Here is a 17315-nt window from a genome sequence, read left to right as displayed (position 1 = left end):
GGCCTTCATTCACCATAATTCCTATCAACAGAGTGGGAAAAATAGGAAGGGGGGCTTTGTGCGTGCGCTCATCCTCTTGGGCCTGGTCGGCTTCGCGGCGCAGCTCGTCGACGGAAGCCTCGGCATGGCCTACGGTGTCACCTCGACGACTCTGCTCCTGGCCATAGGTACCAACCCCGCCGCCGCCTCGGCCACCGTCCACCTCGCCGAGATCGGCACCACCCTCGCCTCCGGCATCTCCCACTGGCGCTTCAACAACATCGACTGGAAAGTCGTCGCCAAGATCGGTGTTCCCGGCGCGATCGGCGCGTTCGTGGGAGCGACCTTCCTGTCCGGCCTCTCCACCGAGGTCGCGGCCCCGATCATGTCGATCATCCTGCTCACGCTGGGTGTCTACGTCCTGATCCGCTTCACGGCCTTCGGCCTCCCGCGCGGCAACCTGGGCAAGCCGCTCCGCAAGCGCTTCCTCGCCCCCCTCGGTCTGGTCGCCGGATTCGTCGACGCCACCGGTGGTGGCGGCTGGGGGCCGGTCGGCACCCCGGCGATCCTCGCCAGCGGCCGCCTGGCGCCGCGCAAGGTGATCGGTTCCATCGACGCCAGCGAGTTCCTGGTCGCCATCGCCGCCAGCGTCGGCTTCTTCGTCGGCATCGGCTCCGAGAACATCGACTTCTCCTGGGTCGCCGTCCTGCTGATCGGTGGTGTCATCGCGGCTCCCATCGCCGCCTGGCTCGTCCGTCACATCCCGCCGCGCATCCTGGGCTCTGCTGTCGGCGGCATCATCGTCCTGACCAACATCAGGACCCTGCTGCGCAGCGACTGGATCGACGCCTCCGGTGGTGTCCAGACCGCCGCCTACATCACCATCGCCGTCCTGTGGGCCGCCGCCATCGCCTACTCGGTCCGTGAGTACCGCCGCGACCGGGACAACGAGACGGTCGAGGCGATCGAGGAGGAGGAGAAGCGCCGCGCCGCGGAGCAGGAGACCGCGGGCACCGCGAGCTGACCCCGGCGGCGTCCTCCGGCGCACCGCACGCGTGAAGGCCCCTCTCGCACGAAGCGAGAGGGGCCTTCACGCGTTTGCGCCCGCGCCCGGTCCTCGTCCTGAGGTCGCGCGTGACGGTCAGGACTCCGGGAGGGGCGGGGCGGCCGGTCGGTTCGTGGTACGCGTCCCCGGGATGCCGCCCGCCTTCACGGGCTCTTGGTCATGGGCAGGCAGGGCGGCGTCTGGAACACCACGCCGTCCAGGAAGTTGCCGGCTGTCGGGGTGCCCCCTGCGGCCGACACCGACTCGAAGGCGAATCGTGTGGTGGTCTGTCCGGGAGGGACGACGTACGTCCCGGTGTACTGGCGCCAGGCGGTGTTGTCGTCGGAGATGTCCGGGGAGGAGGCCCCGGTGGGGACCTGGGCCACGGTCGCGCCCGGTGCGCCGATGAGCACCCGCATCACGTCGGTACCGAGACGGCCCCGGTGATAGAGCGACCAGGTCATCGGTGTTCCCGGAACGGTGGGCAGGTCCTGATAGAGAGTGGAGACCTGGTTGGCGTTGAGCTCGGCGAACTGCCGGCCCTCGGCGGCCGGGATCCCGCTCGCGCCGCCGGGCCAGAACTCCAGCTTGTTGTCGGTGGCGGTGGTGCGCCAGCCGACGGCGGGGTTGACGGAGGCGTCGGAGATGGACCAGTCGACCGTGGCCACGGGCGGAGCCTCGAAGCCTCCGTTGACCAGGTTGACCGGTGTGTAGGCACAGGTGACCGTGACCGTGACCGTGGCGGTGCTGGTTCCGCAGGCGGTGGTGATGGTGTAGGTGAAGGTGTCGGTGCCACCGAGGTTCGCCGCGGGTGTGTAGACCACGGTGCCACCGGAGATCGTCGCGGTGCCGTTGGCGGGCTGGGTGACGCCGCTGATCGTCGGTGAGGTCGCGGTGTCGTTGGCCAGGACGGGCACGCTGACGGCCGTGCCCTGGCCGGTGGTGGCGGTGTCGTCGGTGGCTCTTGTGGGTGAGATGGACTGCCCGGTGGCGATCTGGATCGGGGGGGCGGGTGTGTTGTTCCCGAGCTGGCCCGGCGCGGCGATGACGCTGCTGATCCCGGTCGGCCGGATGGTCATCGCTCCCCCCGCGGTGCCCTGCCTCACCTGGAAGGTGATCACCTTCGCGGGCGGGTCGGTCTTGGTCCCCGAGGAGGCGATCGTCAGGGTGGTGCCACTGATGGTGCCGGTCCCCGACTGGCCGATGACGTCGGCGTGGGCGAGCAGCGACGACAGGTCCCAGGTGGTGGTGTAGCGGCTGACCAGCAGCGGCCACTGGGCCGTGCGGTGCGCCAGCGTAATGGTGAAGATGCCGCCCGGTGCGATCTGTCCGCCCCACAGGGGCGGGGAGGTGACGACCGGGACCGACCCGCTGCCCAGCCTCATGCCGAGCGCGTTCTTCCAGTAGTAGTCCACGGGGTAGGTCGCCTGTCCCTGCCGGACGCACGGCGCGGCGGCTCGTTTGACGTCCTGGCGCGCGGTGGCGGTGGCGGTGGCGTGCGCACCGGTGTCGGCCGTCGCGGGTGTCCCCGGTACGGCCAGCAGCGCCAGCAGGGCGCAGGCCAACGCGGTGAGCGCGGATCTGGATCGTTGTGACACCAACGTCGAACTCCCGTTCTGTCGTGAGGGATGTCCTCGTAGATCAACTTCACAGCGCACACCACTCTCTGTGGTCGATCTGTCGCGTTAGGTGTTCACGTGGCTTCCGTGTCGCGTCCGGCGTACGGCGTCGGCACCGCGGACCGGACCGCACCCCGGGCCGGAACGGCTACAGCGGGTGGGCCGGGGCGTCCGCCGGCGGACGCCCCGACGGGCCGAAGTGCTCCGACACGCGCTCGGCGGGGTAGGCGCCGTTCTCGGTCACGATTCTCGTCACCAGGTGCGGCGGGGTGGCGTCGAAGGCGGGATAGTGGCCGGTCACGCCCTCGCCCGCGGTGCGGGTCCCCAGAACGTGCAGGACCTCGTCGCCGTTCCGCCGTTCGATGACGACGTCGCCGATACCCGGTGCCCGCGGATCGGGTGCCGGGATCACCACGTAGTACGGGACGTCGAAGGCGCGGGCGGCGAGCGCCACCCCGAGGGTGCCGACCTTGTTCACCACGTGCCCGTCCATCGTCACCCGGTCCGCCGCGGTCAGCGCCACGTCGGCGAGCCCGTCGGACAGTACCGAGGCGACCATCCCGTCGGTGATGAGGGTGGGCCGGTAGCCCATCTCCACGAGTGTCGGCGCGGTCAGCCGTGCCCCCTGCAGGTAGGGCCGGGTCTCGGTGCAGATGAACTCCAGTCGCTTGCCCGCCTCCTGAGCGGCCTCGACGGTGGCTATCAGGTAGGCGTCCGCCCAGCAGTGGGTGAGGACGCGGGCGCCGTCGTCGAGCAGCGCGGCCGCGTGCCTGCCCATGGCCGCGCTGCTCGCCAGGTAGGCCGCGTCGTGCTCGGACGCCGCCCGGGTCACGGCCTCCACCAGTTCGTCCCCGCAGGCCTGCGGCAGTGGCCCGTTCACCGTGGCGGCGAGGACGGCCTCCACGGCGTCGCGGATGTGGTTGTTCGTGGGCCGGGTCGCGATCAGCCGGTCGCCCGCCTCGCGCAGCCGCGCCGCGGCCCGGCCCGGCGGCTCGCCCCGCGCCTCGCGGGCGGCCAGTGTCATCCCGGCGGTCGCCGCGAACGAGGGGCCGGTGCTCTGGGTGACCATCCGCTCGATGGCCACCGCGACGTCCTCGCTGGTGGCACAGCGCACCCAGCGGTGCTCGAAGGGATAGACCCGGCGGTCGAGGATCTCCACGGCGTCCTCGGTGATCCGGACGGAGTCCGCGAGGACAGGGCGCCTTCGGGTCGTGCTCATGAGACCTCCAGCGGGGGATCGGGCGGTCTGCCACCGTTCTGCTCGCCACACCGGACGCCGCTCGGCGTCACCGCCGCCACCGCGACCCGGTTGCGCCTCGCGCTTATGCCCTTTTTGGGAGGCTGTGTACCCACGGAGGGCGGGTCGTTCCCGGACAACCCGCCGCTTTGAAGGAACGAAGAGCCCGAGCGGACCCGGAGACGAGGTCAGAGGGACACCGAGTCGACCGGAAGTGGATTCGGCGGAAGCCGGAGACGGGTCAGGCGAGCTTCTCGCCGATCTCGGCGATCTGGGCGCGCTGCTCGGTGACCATCTTCTCCGCCAGGAGGGTGGTGGGCCGGTGCCTGCCCAGCGCGATCGCGACCTGGGCCATCTGGACACCGCTGTTGAGGTGCTTGCCCAGCACGCTCAGCCACAGCTTGTCGAAGGCGGCGCCGGACCGTTTCTCCAGGGAGGCGATCTGGGTGGCCGACAGCATGCCCGGCATGTCGTGCGCGGAGTGGTCGCCCTCCGCCGGTACCTCGACCTCCCACGACCGCAGCCAGCCCGACATCAGGTCGATGTCGGCCGCCTCCTTTTTCTTGATCTTCGCGGCGAGGTCGTTCACGTACGGGTTCTCGCTCCGGCCGGTCACCAGGTCGGCGAGCTGGATCGTCTGCCGGTGGTGGGGGATCATCTCCTGGGAGAAACGGACGTCCGCGTCGGCCCGATCGCCGGCGAGTCCCACCGCCTGGACGGGGGTTTCGGCGGTCATGGCCGCTGACGAGCACCCGGCGGCCAGCATGGCGGAGACCAGCAAGGAGGCGGTCAGAGACCGTCGCTTGCGCGACCGCCGGGTGCTCATCGAAATCACTGCCCCTTTCCTGCGGGTGGGAAGGATCATTCGTGCCGTTCCGCCCTGAGATACGCGGGTCCCCTTCCCGCGGTTCAGGGTTCGCCGGAAATCGTGTGCCCGGAATTCCGGGCGCCGGTTCTGCGGGCGGGGCACGGAATTCCGGGACCGGGGAGCGAGGGAAGGCGGTTCGGGAGTGTGAGCCCTCCCCGCCGCCGGTGGGTCAGCCGGGGGCCTCGCGGTGGTCGGAGACGCTGTCGAGCCAGGCGCGGTGCAGGTCGGCGTAGCGGCCCGCCCGCTCGACGAGCTCGCCGGGCGGGCCGTCCTCGGTGATCCTGCCGCCCTCCATCACCAGCACCCGGTCGGCGATCTCGACGGTCGACAGGCGGTGCGCGATGATCAGGGCCGTCCGGTCCGCGAGGATCGTCCGCATCGCCCGCTGCACCAGCCGCTCGCCGGCGACGTCCAGGCTGGACGTCGCCTCGTCGAGGATCAGCACCGCCGGGTCGGCGAGGAACGCCCTGGCGAACGCCACCAGCTGCCGCTGCCCGGCCGACAGCCGGCCGCCGTGTTTGCCGACCTGGGTGTCGTACCCGTCGGGGAGCGCGGAGACGAACGTGTCGGCGCCGATCGAGCGGGCCGCCGCCACGATGTCCGCGATGCTCGCGCCGGGTCGGCCGAACCTGATGTTGTCCGCCACCGACCCGCTGAACAGGAAGTTCTCCTGGGTGACCAGGACCACCGCGGCGTGCCGCGTCTGCTCGCCGAGGTCGCGCAGGTCGACCCCGTCCAGCAGCACCCGCCCCGCGACGGGGTCGTAGAACCTGGAGGTCAGCTTCGCCAGCGTGGTCTTGCCCGCCCCCGTGGTGCCGACGAGCGCCACGGTCTGCCCGGCGGGGACCACCAGATCCAGCCTGGGCAGCACGGGGGTGCCGTCCAGGTAGGAGAACTCCACGCCCTGGAACTCGATCCTTCCGCGTGGCCGCTCCAGCGCCACCGGGTCAGCGGGCTCGGCCACCATGGGGTGCTCCTGCAGAACGCCGGAGAGCTTCTCCAGCCCCGCACCGGCCGACTGGAACGTGTTATAAAATTGCGAGATCTCCTGCATCGGCTCGTAGAACTGGCGCAGGTAGAGCAGGAAGGCGGCCAGCACTCCCACCGTGACCTCGCCCTGGATCGCGAGCGTGCCCCCGTAGAGCAGGACGGCCGCGATCGTCACGTTCCCGATGAGCTTGACGCCCGGAGAGAAGATCGCGACCAGGTGCATGCTGCGCCGGTTGGCGTCGCGGTAGTCGGCGTTCAGCTGGGAGAAGATCGCCTGGTTGCGCGGCTCCCCGCGGAACGCCTGGACCGCGCGCATGCCGGCCATCGACTCCACGAAGTGGACGATCACCAGCGCCACGGTCTCCCGGGTCCTGCGGTAGACGATGCTCGACTGCCGCCGGAACCAGCCGGTGAACAGCATCAGGACCGGCAGCGGCAGCAGCGCGACCACGCCGAGGTGGACGTCCAGGACGAGCAGCAGGACCGCCGTGCCGACCAGTGTCAGCACGGCGGTGACGAGGTCGTCGAAACCCGACTGCAGCATCTCGGAGATGGCGTCGATGTCGGAGGTGAGCCGGGAGACGACCCGGCCCGAGGTGTAGTCCTCGTGAAACGAGAGCGACAGCCTCTGGAAGTGGACGAACACCCGCCGCCGCAGTTCCAGCAGGATGCTCTGGCCGATGTGCCCGGCCATCCTGAGGAATATCCGCCGGGTCACCAGCTGGACGGCCGCCGCCGCCAGGATCGCCACGACGACCGTCACCAGCGTTCGCGGCCCCGCGCCCGCCAGTATCGGCGGGATGCCCGCGTCGATGCCCACCTTGACCAGGTAGGGGATGGAGAGCGAGGCGGCGTTGCAGGTCACGATGATGACGACGAGCAGGACGAGTCTCCCGCGGTACGGGCGCAGCAGGTCGCCCAGCAGCCGCCTGGACCTGTCGCGCAGCAGGAACGACACCTGCGCCGACAGCTCCTCCTGGTTCTCGGCCGCGACGCCCCGCCACTCCCGGGACCCGTTCGCGTTCTCGGCACCGGAAGGCTTGGCCGAGGGATGGGTGGAGGGTTCGGTCGCGCTCACAGCCGCGCCTCCTCGGCCTCCGGGGCGGCCGACAGCAGCGCGCGGTACTCGGGCACGCTCGCCATGAGTTCGTGGTGCTCGCCGACGTGCGCGATCGTGCCGTCGAGCAGCAGGGCCACCCTGTCGGCGAGGAGTACGGTGGAGGCCCGGTGGGCGACGACGATCCCGGTCGCCTCGCGCAGCACATGCCGGAGCGCCTCCTCCACCAGGGCCTCGGTCTCGACGTCGAGGGCCGACAGCGTGTCGTCCAGCACGAGAATCCTGGGACGGCTGAGCACCGCGCGTGCCAGTGCGAGCCGCTGGCGCTGGCCGCCGGACAGGGACATGCCCTGCTCGCCGATCCTGGTCTCCAGCCCCCACGGCAGTGTGTGGACGAACCCGGCCTGGGCGATCCGCAGCGCCTGCTCGATCTCCTCCTCACTCGCGTCGTGCCGTCCCAGCGTGAGGTTCTCCCTGACGCTCATCGAGAACAGCGTCGGTTCCTCGAAGGCGGTGGCGACCATCGAGCGCAGTGTGGGCAGCGGCAGGTCGCGGACGTCGACCCCGTCGATCGTGACCCGACCGGTGCCGACGTCGTGCAGCCGTGGCACCAGGGAGGTCAGCGTGGTCTTGCCCGACCCCGTCGCGCCCACGACCGCGAGCGTCTCTCCCGGACGCACCTCCAGCCAGACGTCGTGGAGCACGGGTTTCCCGTCACCGGGGAAGGTGAACCCCGCTCCCTCGAAGCGCAGGTGCCCTCGGGGCCGTTCGATCACGGCGGTACCTCCGACGATCTCCGGTTCGGTGTCGAGCACCTCCATCACCCGGTCCGCCGCGGTCATCGCCTCCTGGCCCATCGTGAGGATGAAGCCGAGCGCGGAGACGGGCCAGACCAGTTGCAGCATCAGGGTGGCGAAGGCCACCAGCGTGCCCAGCGTCAGCGTGCCGGAGCCGACCGCCAGGGCACCGAGCAGCAGCACGAGCGCGAGGGTGATGTTCGGGATCACCTCAAGGAAGGTGAAGAACCTGGCCGACAGGCGGACCTTCTCCATCGAGGTCCCGTAGACCTTCAACGCCCCTTTCTCGAAGATTCCGGAGACGTACGGGCCGCGGCCGAACGCCTTGATCGTGCGGATGCCGGCCGCGGACTCCTCGACGACCGTGGCGAGGTCGCCCTGCTCGTCCTGGACCCGCCGGGAGATGGTGATGTACTCGCGTTCGAAGCGCAGGGTGGTGACCATGATCGGCACCGCCGAGGCGACGACCAGCAGCCCGAGCGGCCAGTACATGTGGAGCAGCAGCCCGGTCACCGTCGCGATCTGGACGGTGGTGAGGACGAGGAAGAGCAGGCCGAAGCCGAGGAAACGCCGGATCGTCGACAGGTCGGTCGTCACCCGGGAGAGCAGCTGGCCCGACTGCCAGGAGGAGTGGAACCCCATCGGCAGCCGCTGGAGGTGGCGGTAGATGTCGTCGCGGAGGCTGGTCTCCAGGCCGAGGACGGCGGCGGCCAGCAGCCACCGCCTCAGGAAGACGAGCAGTGCCTCGATCACGCCCAGCGCGCAGGCGAGCAGCGCGAGGGGTGGCACGGCCCCCGCCTCGCCGCGGGCGACGGGACCGTCGATGATCTCTCTGCCGATCAGCGGGATGGCGATGCCGATCGCGACCGCGGTGAGGGACAACACCCAGATGGCGACAAGGCGGCCGACGTACGGGCGGAGGTAGGACTTCAGTCGCCACAGGGAGCCCGTCCCGGCGCGGCGCGAGGGGAGGGGGCGCGAAGTCAGGGATGCCGGGTTGGTGGCGGAGGCGTGAGTGTTGTCGGTGTTGTTGGTGCTGGCTGAGGTGTTTCCGGAGTCAGGGGGCATCGGCAGGCGGCACGCTCCTCACGGTGTTCTGACGAGGTGAGAGCCGTCCGGGGCAGGGCAGGCCGGAGCGCCATCCCTCCCAACCGGTCTCCCGTACCACCGCTCCAGGTGGCGCCCCGTCGGATCACCGCCACCCGCGTGACGCGGGCGACCATCCAGTTTCCGCACCCGGCCGCGGCGTCGGCAACTGATCTGACGGTCGGCATGGTGTAACCACCGGGCCAGAATGCCCATTGACCGCGAACCCCCTCCTCGGAGTGAACGGGCGGGTCCGACAGCCTTTCCGGTGCGCGAGGCAGTGTCACCGCGCCAAAATAGGGGGGCTAAAATTCCCGGTGGTGTCGAGCGCGAGGAGGCGGCCCCCGATGGACCTGAAGACGCTGCACGAGGTTTCCGGGCTGAGCGACCCCATCGAGCGCGCGCGGGTTCTGAGCCGCCTCGTGACCGAAGAGCAGGGACTCGTCGCGGAGGCGGCGAAGATGCGCCGTCAGGCGATCGCCGAGGCCCGTGACTCCGGGATGAGCCTGGAGGAGATAGCGGCGCGCCTGGGCGTGTCCCCCGGCCGCATCTCCCAGATGAGGAAGGGGCCGGCGGCGCGGGTCCCCGAGGGTCCCACGGTCCGTGAGCCGAAGGTCGTGGTGCGGCGGGCGCTGCCCACCGACCCCGCCGATCGAGGCTCGGCGTCCCTGTTCCTCGCCGAGGCGGAAAGGCAGGGCGTCACGCCCGGCCGCAGAATGCTCTACGTGGGACCGGAACCGGCCGGTGAACACGTGGCCGCGCGCCTGCGCGTCGAACCCGGTGCCGAGGTGATCGCCCGCAGGAAGATGATGACCGCCGACGGGATCCCGGTGCGCGTCGCCACCAGCTACTTCCGGGCGGACCTGTTCGGGGGCACCCGCCTCGCCGAGCCGGGGTTCGTGAAGCCGTCACTGCAGGCGGCGCTGATCGCCCTCGGCCACACCTTCGGCCGCGCCGAGGAGAGCCTGACGGCCCGCCCGCCGACCTCCTTCGAGTACGAGACCCTGGAGCTCGAACCGGGGGAGTGGGTCGTTCACATCCTTCGCACCGGCTACTCCGACGAGGACGTCCCCGTCCACGTCCTGGAGACCGTCTGCGCCGCGAGCAGGCACGTCTTCCCGATCGGCCAGGTCTCCGGGCACGACGAGTTCTGACCGGCCCCGCCGGGTTTCCCGCACACACCCGCGCACCCGAAAGGCGGAGGCGAGACGGACCCGCCCGCCGTGCCCGCGACGCCGCCTCCACGACCGGGTGACGCTTCGTCCTGAAGAGGAAAAAAGGGGAGGCCGCAGCGGGCTGGGCGACTGTATGGTCTGTGACATGACCTGGCGACATTGATCCTGAACGATCGGTCGGTCCGGCGCGAGCTGCCGTGGACCTCCGGAGATGCCGAGCATCCCGAAGTCCGCCAGCCCTCGCGAGAAGGACCTCATGACCACTTCTTCTTTTCTCCGTGCTTTTTTTCGTGCGCCCGAAGGGCGTGCGAAGCGCCTCGCCGCGACGCTCTACGTCTACACCTTCCTTGATGAGTTCGTCCTGTTCTACCCGTTCTACGCGTTGCTGTTCGTCGACACGGGTCTGTCGACCGCCGAGATCTCCTCGCTCCTGGCGATCTGGTCGGTCACCTCCGTCGTGCTGGAGGTCCCCTCGGGGGTGTGGGCCGACGCCGTCTCGCGGCGCGCGCTGCTCGCCCTGGCACCGTTGCTCGCCGCGGCCGGTTTCCTCCTGTGGGTCGCGGCCCCCTCCTACTGGGTGTTCGCCGCGGGCTTCGTGCTGTGGGGTGCCTCGGGAGCGCTGCAGTCGGGCGCGCTGGAGGCTCTGGTCTACACCGAACTCGACCGCCTGGGCGCGACCGGCCGTTACGCCGCGGTCATCGGCCGTGCCCGCGCGATCGGCACGGGCGCCGTCATGCTGTCCATGGCCGTGGCCGCCCCGGTGTTCGCCGTCGGCGGCTACCCGCTGGTCGCCGCGGGCAGCGTCCTGGCGTGCGTGCTCGCCGCGGTGGCCGCGCTCGCCTTTCCCGAGCGCCGCGTACGCCCCGGGGAGGAACGCGAGGAGGCCGGTGGGGAGGAGACGCCGGCCGGTGGCTACGCCGCGATCCTGCGCGAGGGGCTGCGGGCGGCGCGCGCCGACCGGCCGGCGCGCCGGGCGCTGCTGCTGGTACCGGCGGTGACGGCCCTGTGGGGTTCGCTGGAGGAGTACACCCCGCTGCTCGCGGTCGGCACCGGCGTCACCACGCACGTCGTACCGCTCCTGGTGCTTCTGGTCTCCGTGGGTGTCGCGGCCGGCGGCGTGCTCGCGGCGGCCGGGCGCAGCTTCACCGACCGGGAGTTCGCCGCGCTTCTCGCGTTCGGGGCGCTCGCGCTCGGCGCGGGCGCGTTCAGCGGCGTCGCGGTGGGGTTCGTCGCCCTCGCGACGGCCTTCTGCGTCTTCCAGATGGCGACCGTGCTGGCCGACGTGCGGCTCCAGGAGAGCATCACGGGCACGGCACGCGCCACCGTGACCTCGCTGGCCGGGCTGGGTACGGAACTGGGCGCCGTCCTCGTCTACGGCGCGTACGCCGCGGCCTCGGCGCTCGTCGGCCATGCCGCGATCTTCACCGCCGCCGCGGTGCCGTACGCCGTCCTCGCCCTGCTTCTGTTCCTCGGCGGGTCCCGTTCGAGGAGGGCCGCGACCACCCGGTCCCCGCTCGGCGGTCCATGAGGATCGCCGCTCCCGTCGGATCGGCCGGGATCGGCGTCCATGGGGCGGGCCGCTCCTGCCGGACCGGTGATCCTCGCCGGAGAGGATCGCCGGTCCGCGCCGGTGCCGCTCGGTGCGGACGGACCCGTCGGACCCCGGCCCGGCGAGTCGGGCAAAGGTCAGCGCTTGGTGAAGCGGGGCAGGCCCAGTTCGGCGAAGACCGGACGATGATCGGTGTGGGGCAGGTGGTGGACGCCGAAGGTCCTGATCGCCATGCGTGAGTCGGCGAGCACGTGGTCGATCGTCACACCGGGGACGTTCCAGCCCTGCCGCGGCCAGGTGGGGGTCAGGCCGTGCCCGGTGGCGTCGGCCACGTCGCGGTAACCGCTGTCGAGCAGATCGCGTACCGGCCGGTGGTCGAGGGTGGCGTTGAAGTCTCCGGCGAGCACCCGCAGCTCGCCGCCCGCCCTGGGCAGTGCCCGCAGTCCCTGCTCCCAGCACGGCACCCTGCCGCCGTACCGGGGCGCGCAGGGGTGGACCGAGACGACCTCGATCTCGTGGCCGCTCGGGTGCTGGATCACCCCTCGCGCCTGCCGGAAGCCGCCCAGCGCGATCAGCGGTCTCTCGGTGACGGGGTACCTGGAGTAGATGCCCGAGCCCCCCACCCCGTCGACCGCGCGGTCCACGACGTGGGGCATGCGACGGCGCAGCCCGGCCGCCTCCAGACGGTCGCGCGCGGCCGGGGTGACCTCCTGGAGGGCGAGTACGTCGGGGCCGAGGGAGCCCACCAGCCTCATCAGGGCCTCGGTGTCGCCCGCGCCGACGGCGAGGTTCGCGGCGAGCACCCGGAGCCGTCCTCCGTCGGCCGCGGGCTGGTCGTCGTCGCCGAAGTGGCGGGGGAGCACGATCGTCGCCAGCGTCGCGCTCGTGACCAGCGCGAGGGCCGCGGCCGCCCAGCGGCGCAGGCCCAGGGCGAGGAGTAGCGGGATCACCGAGGCCGCCGCCACGTACGGCGTGAACGCCACCAGGGCGACCCACTGCCAGATCGGGGTCCAGCCGCCGGCCCTGAGCAACGCCCAGGCCGCGAAGGGCAGCACCGCCGGCCAGACCAGCAGGCTCACCCATCTCGATCTGATCATGCCCGGAGCGTAACGGTCCTCTGTGCAGTTTCGATGGAGATTGAGGTCTTTATCGGCGCATATGCCTGGAATCCGGAGATGCGCGTGCTCCGCGCCGCAGTCCGGTCAGGAGCCGCGGGTGAGGTCGTACGCCTGCGCGATGAGCTCGTAGGAGCGGATCCGGGCGGCGGAGTCGTGGACCATCGTGGTGATCATCAACTCGTCGGCCTCGGTGCGCTTGCGAAGATCCTCCAGCCCCTGCCGTACTCCGGCGGCGTCCCCCAGCACCAGCTTGGACAGATAGTCGTCGAGGAAGTCGCGCTCCATCGGGCTGTACGGGTGGTTCTCCGCCTCCTCGGGCGTGGGGATCGGCTGCGGGGCGCCGCGCCGCAGCCGCAGCATGGACAGCCCGCCGGAGCGGGCCAGGCGCAGCGCCTGCTCCGGGGTGTCGGCGGCGACCGCGGAGACGCCGATCATCGCGTACGGCCGGTCGAGCACGGCGGAGGGTTCGAAGGACGACCGGTACAGGTCCAGGGCGGGGATGGTGTTCTCGCCGCTGAAGTGGTGCGCGAACGCGAACGGCAGGCCGAGCCTCCCGGCGAGCCGCGCGCTGAAGCCGCTGGAACCGAGCAGCCAGATCGGCGGGCGGCCCGACTCGGGGGAGCGGGGCACCGCGACGACCCGCTCCAGAGGGTGGCCGTGCGGGAACGCGCCGTCCAGGAAGGCCGTCAGCTCGGCCAGCTGCTCGGGGAAGTCGTCGGCGTCCAGGCCGTGCCGCCCGCGCAGGGCCCTCGCCGTGGCGGGGTCGGTGCCTGGGGCCCGGCCGAGCCCGAGGTCGATGCGGCCCGGGTGCAGCGCGTGCAGAGTGCCGAACTGCTCGGCGACGACGAGCGGGGCGTGGTTGGGCAGCATGACACCGCCGGACCCCAGCCGGATGCTCCTGGTCGCGGCGGCGAGATGGGCGATCAACACGGCGGGCGAGGAACTGGCCACGGACGGCATGCCGTGGTGCTCGGCCACCCAGATCCGGTGATAGCCCCACTCCTCCGCACGCCTGGCCAGCTCGGTGCTCGCTCGCAGGGTCTCGGTGGGTGTCACGCCGGAACCGACGGTCGCCAGCTCCAGGATCGACAGGGGCACCTCGGAAGAGCCGCGGGCCGTCCCGCGGATGTCGTCATCAGCCATGTAGGCGGCAACCGGGCGAGGCGGAGGTTTATTTCTGCCGGTCACCCGGCATCGCCGCCGGGTTCCGCCGGTCGGCTCGTCGTGGCGTCGCCGCTGGGCGAGCTGTCCGGCTCTGCGGGCGGTTCGTCGTGGCCTGCCGTTGGGTGAGCTGTCGGGGTCCGCGGGCGGTTCGTCGTGGCGTCGCCGTTGGGCGAGCCGCCGGGCACTGCCGACCGGTTCGTCTCATCGCACCGCGGGATCGCCTACCGCACCCGGGATGATCGTCCCTCGGGCAGGCCCAGCGGGACCGGTCGTCCGGGGTCGGGGGAGACGAGCAGGTGGCCGAGACCGGCCTCGGAGAAGGCGGCGAGCACGTCCGCCCGGTTCTCGGTGAAGTGGGTCCAGCCCTCGACGTGGAGCGGAACGACCTGCCGGGCCTCCAGCAGGCGCGCGGCGGTCACCATCTCGGTGGCGTTCAGGGTGAGCCGGTCGTCGATCATGGGCGTGCGGACGGCGCCGCCGAACAGCAGGGCGACGTCGACGGCGGGAAACCGTCCGGCGATGAGCTCCACGCACTCCAGCGAGGCGTTGTCCCCGCTGACGTAGACGGTGGGCAGCCCGTCGCCGGTGAGCACGAAGCCGGTGACCTGACCGACGAAGGGCTCGCATCCCGGCGGGCCGTGCAGGGCGGGAACGGCGGTGACGCGGAGGCGGCCGACATCGTGGTGCTGCCAGGGGCGCAGTGGGGTGACCCCGGTGCGCTCGGCTGCCTCGGGCGTGCTCAGGGTCAGCGGCGCCGCGGACATCACCTGACGGCCCAGCCTGTCCAGGTTGTCGGGATGCTGGTCGTGACTGAGCAGCACCAGGTCCACCCGGCCGACGTCGGCGGGGGAGAGAGCCGGGCCGATGGTCTTGGTGAGCGTGAGCGGCCCGACGGGGTGGTCACCCGGCGGATCGAAGGTCGGATCGGTGAGAATGCGCAGCCCGCCGAGCTCCAGCAGGGCCGTGGGACCGCCGATCACGGTGATGGTGGTCGTCATGGCGGCTCCGTTCGTCGCACGGCCGGGCATCGTCTTGATCACAGCCTCGATCACGCGGGCCGAACGAGACGCGGGCCGATCTCCGATCGAGCGTATCTCCCAGAGGACGGCCTTCCCAGTAGGAAAGGCCGCGAGGATCTCGCGTGTCCCGCACCCGCCGGTCATGGCCGCCGCCCGGCGACCATGACCTCCCACCTGCGCTCTCCGGTGCTCTCACGGGGTCACGTCGCGCTCACGACCCCGCGGGACGGTCAGACGGGCAGGACCCGCAGGGCGGGGTAGCGAGGCGAGTTCAGGTACAGCTTGTCGGTGCCGTGCTCCTTCTCCAGCTCCAGGACGAACCGGTAGCGGTAGAGGCCCGGCCGGGCCTCGCTCATCACCGCCCCGGCCCAGTAGTAGTAGACGGCGGTGTACTGGTCGCGCATCCGGTCGGGGGCGCCGTAGACCTTGAGCTCGGTCATGATCCGGCGTTCGGCGACGTCGTCCTCGTCACCCTTCTCGATGTCGAGGAAGACCAAGTTGTTGATCTTCGGCATCGGCGGCCAGGTGCCGTCCGCGCGGCGGTGCATGTCGATGGGGCGGATGATCCAGTTGATCACCTGCCCCTGCTTGCAGATGGTCTCCAGGTGGTCGGTGCCCTGCCCGACCCCGCCGACGCTGTTGTCCATCATGTAGAGGCAACCGTCCAGGGACTTCGTCGCGGCGGCCCTCTCCATGTCGACGAGGGTCACCACGTTCAGCTGGACGGAGTTGAGCTGGCCACGATCGGTGAAGTCGGTGGCCGCGTACGCCTGGCTCATCGGCCCTCCTTTTCCTCGGTGACGGGACCGGCCAGGGCCGGTCGGGCGGTGGCGGTGAACGGCGTGCTGACGGTGCCGAGCAGGAACGAGAGCCGGTACGGGACCGGTTCGGTGAGGTCCTGCTTCACCTCGGCGGTCCAGAACACGATGTCGGTGCCGGGATACACCTTCTGCGTGGGTTCGGCGACCCGCGGGTCGATCTCGATGCCGGCGAGGGAGACGTAGGTCTCGCACTCCAGCGGGATCACGTTCCACAGCAGGGTGTCGCCCTTGCGCACCCGGCTGTGCAGCGCGGGGGTGCCGAAACCGGTGGACCCCGCGGTCTTGTTGGTGTCGTAGCAGTAGAGATTGTCGTCGAGGTTCTCCGACGCCAGCGCGGCCACGGGGTCGACCACCGCGGTGATCGTCACGGGCCGGGTGGGCTTGGCGGTCCGGCTTTCCTGCTGCTTGTTCCTCGGGGGCATGTGGTTCCTCCGCTCGAAGGTGTTCCGATTCGGACGGGTCAGCCGGCGGCGGGGACGGGTGGCAGGGGGAGCACGCCCAGTCCGGCACCGGTGAACCCGTTGCGCTTCGGATCGTTGATGATCTTGAGGCTGGACTCGCAGGTCAGGTCCACGGACTCCCAGACCATCTCGCCGCCCCGCTCGACCAGCTCGTGCAGCTGGATGTGCATCGTGTACGGATAGACCCCGGGCCGGCTCGTGTCCACGGTCGCGGCCCAGTACCAGCCGTCGTAGATCATGTCGGGGGACCCGTACTGGGCCGGATACATGATCTTCTCGCTCACGGCCTGGCCGGTGATGTCGGTGATCACCGGGGCCGGGTAGTTGTAGGCGCCGGAGCCGCTGGTGGTCTTGCCGGTGACGTCCAGCAGCTTGGCGTCGGTGAGACCGCGCCCGCCACCGCGCTTTTCCGCGTGCTTGCCGACCCGCCGCTGCAGCCGCTTGAGGTCGCCCTCGCTCACGCCACCCTCGGCGTTGAGCGAGGCGAGCTCGTTCAGCGTGCGCTGGTCGTCGGCGCGTTCCTGCTCGGCGAGGTAGTTGCGCGGCACCGTCGGCGGGATCGAACCCAGCGCCGCGGGCAACCAGTTGAGCACCTGCTCGGTCGCCTGCGACCCGTCGAGGAAATGGGTGCCGGGCACGATCGTCACCAGCTGCTCGGTGCCCACCCCGGTCGAGCCGAACAGCTTCATGTTGTCGAACCAGTACGTGTTGCCGTTGAGCGACCGCGTCTTGAGCGCGTTCTCGACGTCGAAGAGCACGATGATCCCGTGTTGCTGGGCCATGAGACCGCCTTTCGCGAAACGTGGCTCACACGCGCAGCAGCGCGGGCGAGTCGATGGACAACACGCTGTTGGGTCCTTCGTGGAGCCTGACGGAGAGCCGGTAGCGGTACGGGACACCGGGCGTCATGTCGTAGGGCACGACGCCCTCCCACACCAGCAGGTCGTGGTTCTCGTATCCGTTGGAGCCCATGGCGTCGACCGCCGCCCCGGACACGACACCGGGTGCCGGAACGGCGGAGTGGCCCACCGGGTGCGGTGACGCGGCCTGGCCGGCCGCGGGCGCGGCCGGGGCACCGGACAGGAACTCGATGGCCTGGATCTCGACCGGCGTCTGCACGTCCACGTGGATGGGCGTCCACTGGACGATCTGCCCCGGGGCGACCACCGTGACGAGGTCGGGGGTCCCCTTGTGCCTGCTTCCCGCCGCGCTGTCGTCGACGAGCGAGATATTGCCGTTGTGCAGCGTCCGGTCGGACAACGCCCCGACGGCGTCGACCATCACGACGATGCTGATCCTGTCTTGCATCGATCCTCCCTTGTCGGATGTG

Annotated in this window: 15 protein-coding genes; 3 read left to right on the top strand and 12 right to left on the bottom strand. The window is 70.8% G+C overall.

The window, feature by feature from the left end; translation table 11 throughout:
- Window positions 1-58: 58 nt before the first annotated feature.
- Window positions 59-1003, top strand: coding sequence for a sulfite exporter TauE/SafE family protein (locus ABT352_RS32615; protein ID WP_350948840.1), 945 nt, complete (start codon window positions 59-61; stop codon window positions 1001-1003).
- A 185-nt stretch (window positions 1004-1188) separates the two neighbouring features.
- Here ABT352_RS32615 and ABT352_RS32610 read toward each other — a convergent pair whose 3' ends face one another.
- From ABT352_RS32610 to ABT352_RS32590, 5 genes are all read right to left on the bottom strand, one after another.
- Window positions 1189-2622: an Ig-like domain-containing protein gene (locus ABT352_RS32610; protein ID WP_350948839.1), complete on the bottom strand. Its 1434-nt coding sequence runs from the start codon at window positions 2620-2622 to the stop codon at window positions 1189-1191.
- Between the two features lie 169 nt (window positions 2623-2791).
- Entirely contained in the window at window positions 2792-3862 is a 1071-nt protein-coding gene (locus tag ABT352_RS32605; RefSeq protein ID WP_350948838.1) for an S-methyl-5-thioribose-1-phosphate isomerase, read from the bottom strand.
- 259 nt (window positions 3863-4121) lie between these two features.
- Entirely contained in the window at window positions 4122-4706 is a 585-nt protein-coding gene (locus ABT352_RS32600) for a DUF305 domain-containing protein (RefSeq protein WP_350948837.1), read from the bottom strand.
- Between the two features lie 211 nt (window positions 4707-4917).
- On the bottom strand, window positions 4918-6816 hold the full coding sequence (locus tag ABT352_RS32595) for an ABC transporter ATP-binding protein (protein WP_350948836.1): 1899 nt from the start codon (window positions 6814-6816) through the stop codon (window positions 4918-4920).
- Window positions 6813-8660, bottom strand: a complete 1848-nt coding sequence (locus ABT352_RS32590; protein WP_350948835.1) for an ABC transporter ATP-binding protein — start codon at window positions 8658-8660, stop codon at window positions 6813-6815. Before ABT352_RS32590 ends, ABT352_RS32595 begins: the two co-directional genes overlap by 4 nt.
- Window positions 8661-9025: 365 nt before the next feature.
- Between ABT352_RS32590 and ABT352_RS32585 the strand changes: the two genes are divergently transcribed.
- Entirely contained in the window at window positions 9026-9832 is an 807-nt protein-coding gene (locus ABT352_RS32585) for a UTRA domain-containing protein (RefSeq protein ID WP_350948834.1), read from the top strand.
- Window positions 9833-10109: 277 nt separating this feature from the next.
- Window positions 10110-11381, top strand: coding sequence for an MFS transporter (locus tag ABT352_RS32580; RefSeq protein WP_350948833.1), 1272 nt, complete (start codon window positions 10110-10112; stop codon window positions 11379-11381).
- A 158-nt stretch (window positions 11382-11539) separates the two neighbouring features.
- Here the strand turns inward: ABT352_RS32580 and ABT352_RS32575 are convergent, their stop codons facing one another.
- The 7 genes from ABT352_RS32575 to ABT352_RS32545 form a co-directional block, all read right to left on the bottom strand.
- The gene (locus ABT352_RS32575) at window positions 11540-12499 is read right to left on the bottom strand and encodes an endonuclease/exonuclease/phosphatase family protein (protein ID WP_350948832.1); all 960 of its coding nucleotides are present in this window, start codon (window positions 12497-12499) and stop codon (window positions 11540-11542) included.
- A gap of 105 nt (window positions 12500-12604) precedes the next feature.
- A complete protein-coding gene (locus tag ABT352_RS32570; protein ID WP_350948831.1) occupies window positions 12605-13663 on the bottom strand; it encodes an LLM class flavin-dependent oxidoreductase in 1059 nt (352 codons plus the stop codon).
- 242 nt (window positions 13664-13905) lie between these two features.
- Window positions 13906-14682 carry an MBL fold metallo-hydrolase gene (locus ABT352_RS32565; protein ID WP_350948830.1) on the bottom strand — a complete coding sequence of 259 codons (777 nt, stop codon included), beginning with the start codon at window positions 14680-14682 and terminating at the stop codon, window positions 13906-13908.
- A 251-nt stretch (window positions 14683-14933) separates the two neighbouring features.
- Entirely contained in the window at window positions 14934-15482 is a 549-nt protein-coding gene (locus ABT352_RS32560) for a DUF8788 domain-containing protein (RefSeq protein WP_350948829.1), read from the bottom strand.
- Entirely contained in the window at window positions 15479-15946 is a 468-nt protein-coding gene (locus ABT352_RS32555) for a DUF8788 domain-containing protein (protein ID WP_350948828.1), read from the bottom strand. Before ABT352_RS32555 ends, ABT352_RS32560 begins: the two co-directional genes overlap by 4 nt.
- Window positions 15947-15984: 38 nt before the next feature.
- Window positions 15985-16767, bottom strand: a complete 783-nt coding sequence (locus ABT352_RS32550; RefSeq protein ID WP_350948827.1) for a hypothetical protein — start codon at window positions 16765-16767, stop codon at window positions 15985-15987.
- 25 nt (window positions 16768-16792) lie between these two features.
- Window positions 16793-17293, bottom strand: a complete 501-nt coding sequence (locus ABT352_RS32545; RefSeq protein ID WP_350948826.1) for a DUF8788 domain-containing protein — start codon at window positions 17291-17293, stop codon at window positions 16793-16795.
- Window positions 17294-17315 lie beyond the last annotated feature (22 nt).

The sequence above is a fragment of the Streptosporangium sp. NPDC000563 genome (genome assembly GCF_040299985.1).
GTDB lineage: Bacteria > Actinomycetota > Actinomycetes > Streptosporangiales > Streptosporangiaceae > Streptosporangium.
Note: the sequence above shows the minus strand (reverse complement) of the source record. Positions and strands in the feature narration are given on the sequence as shown.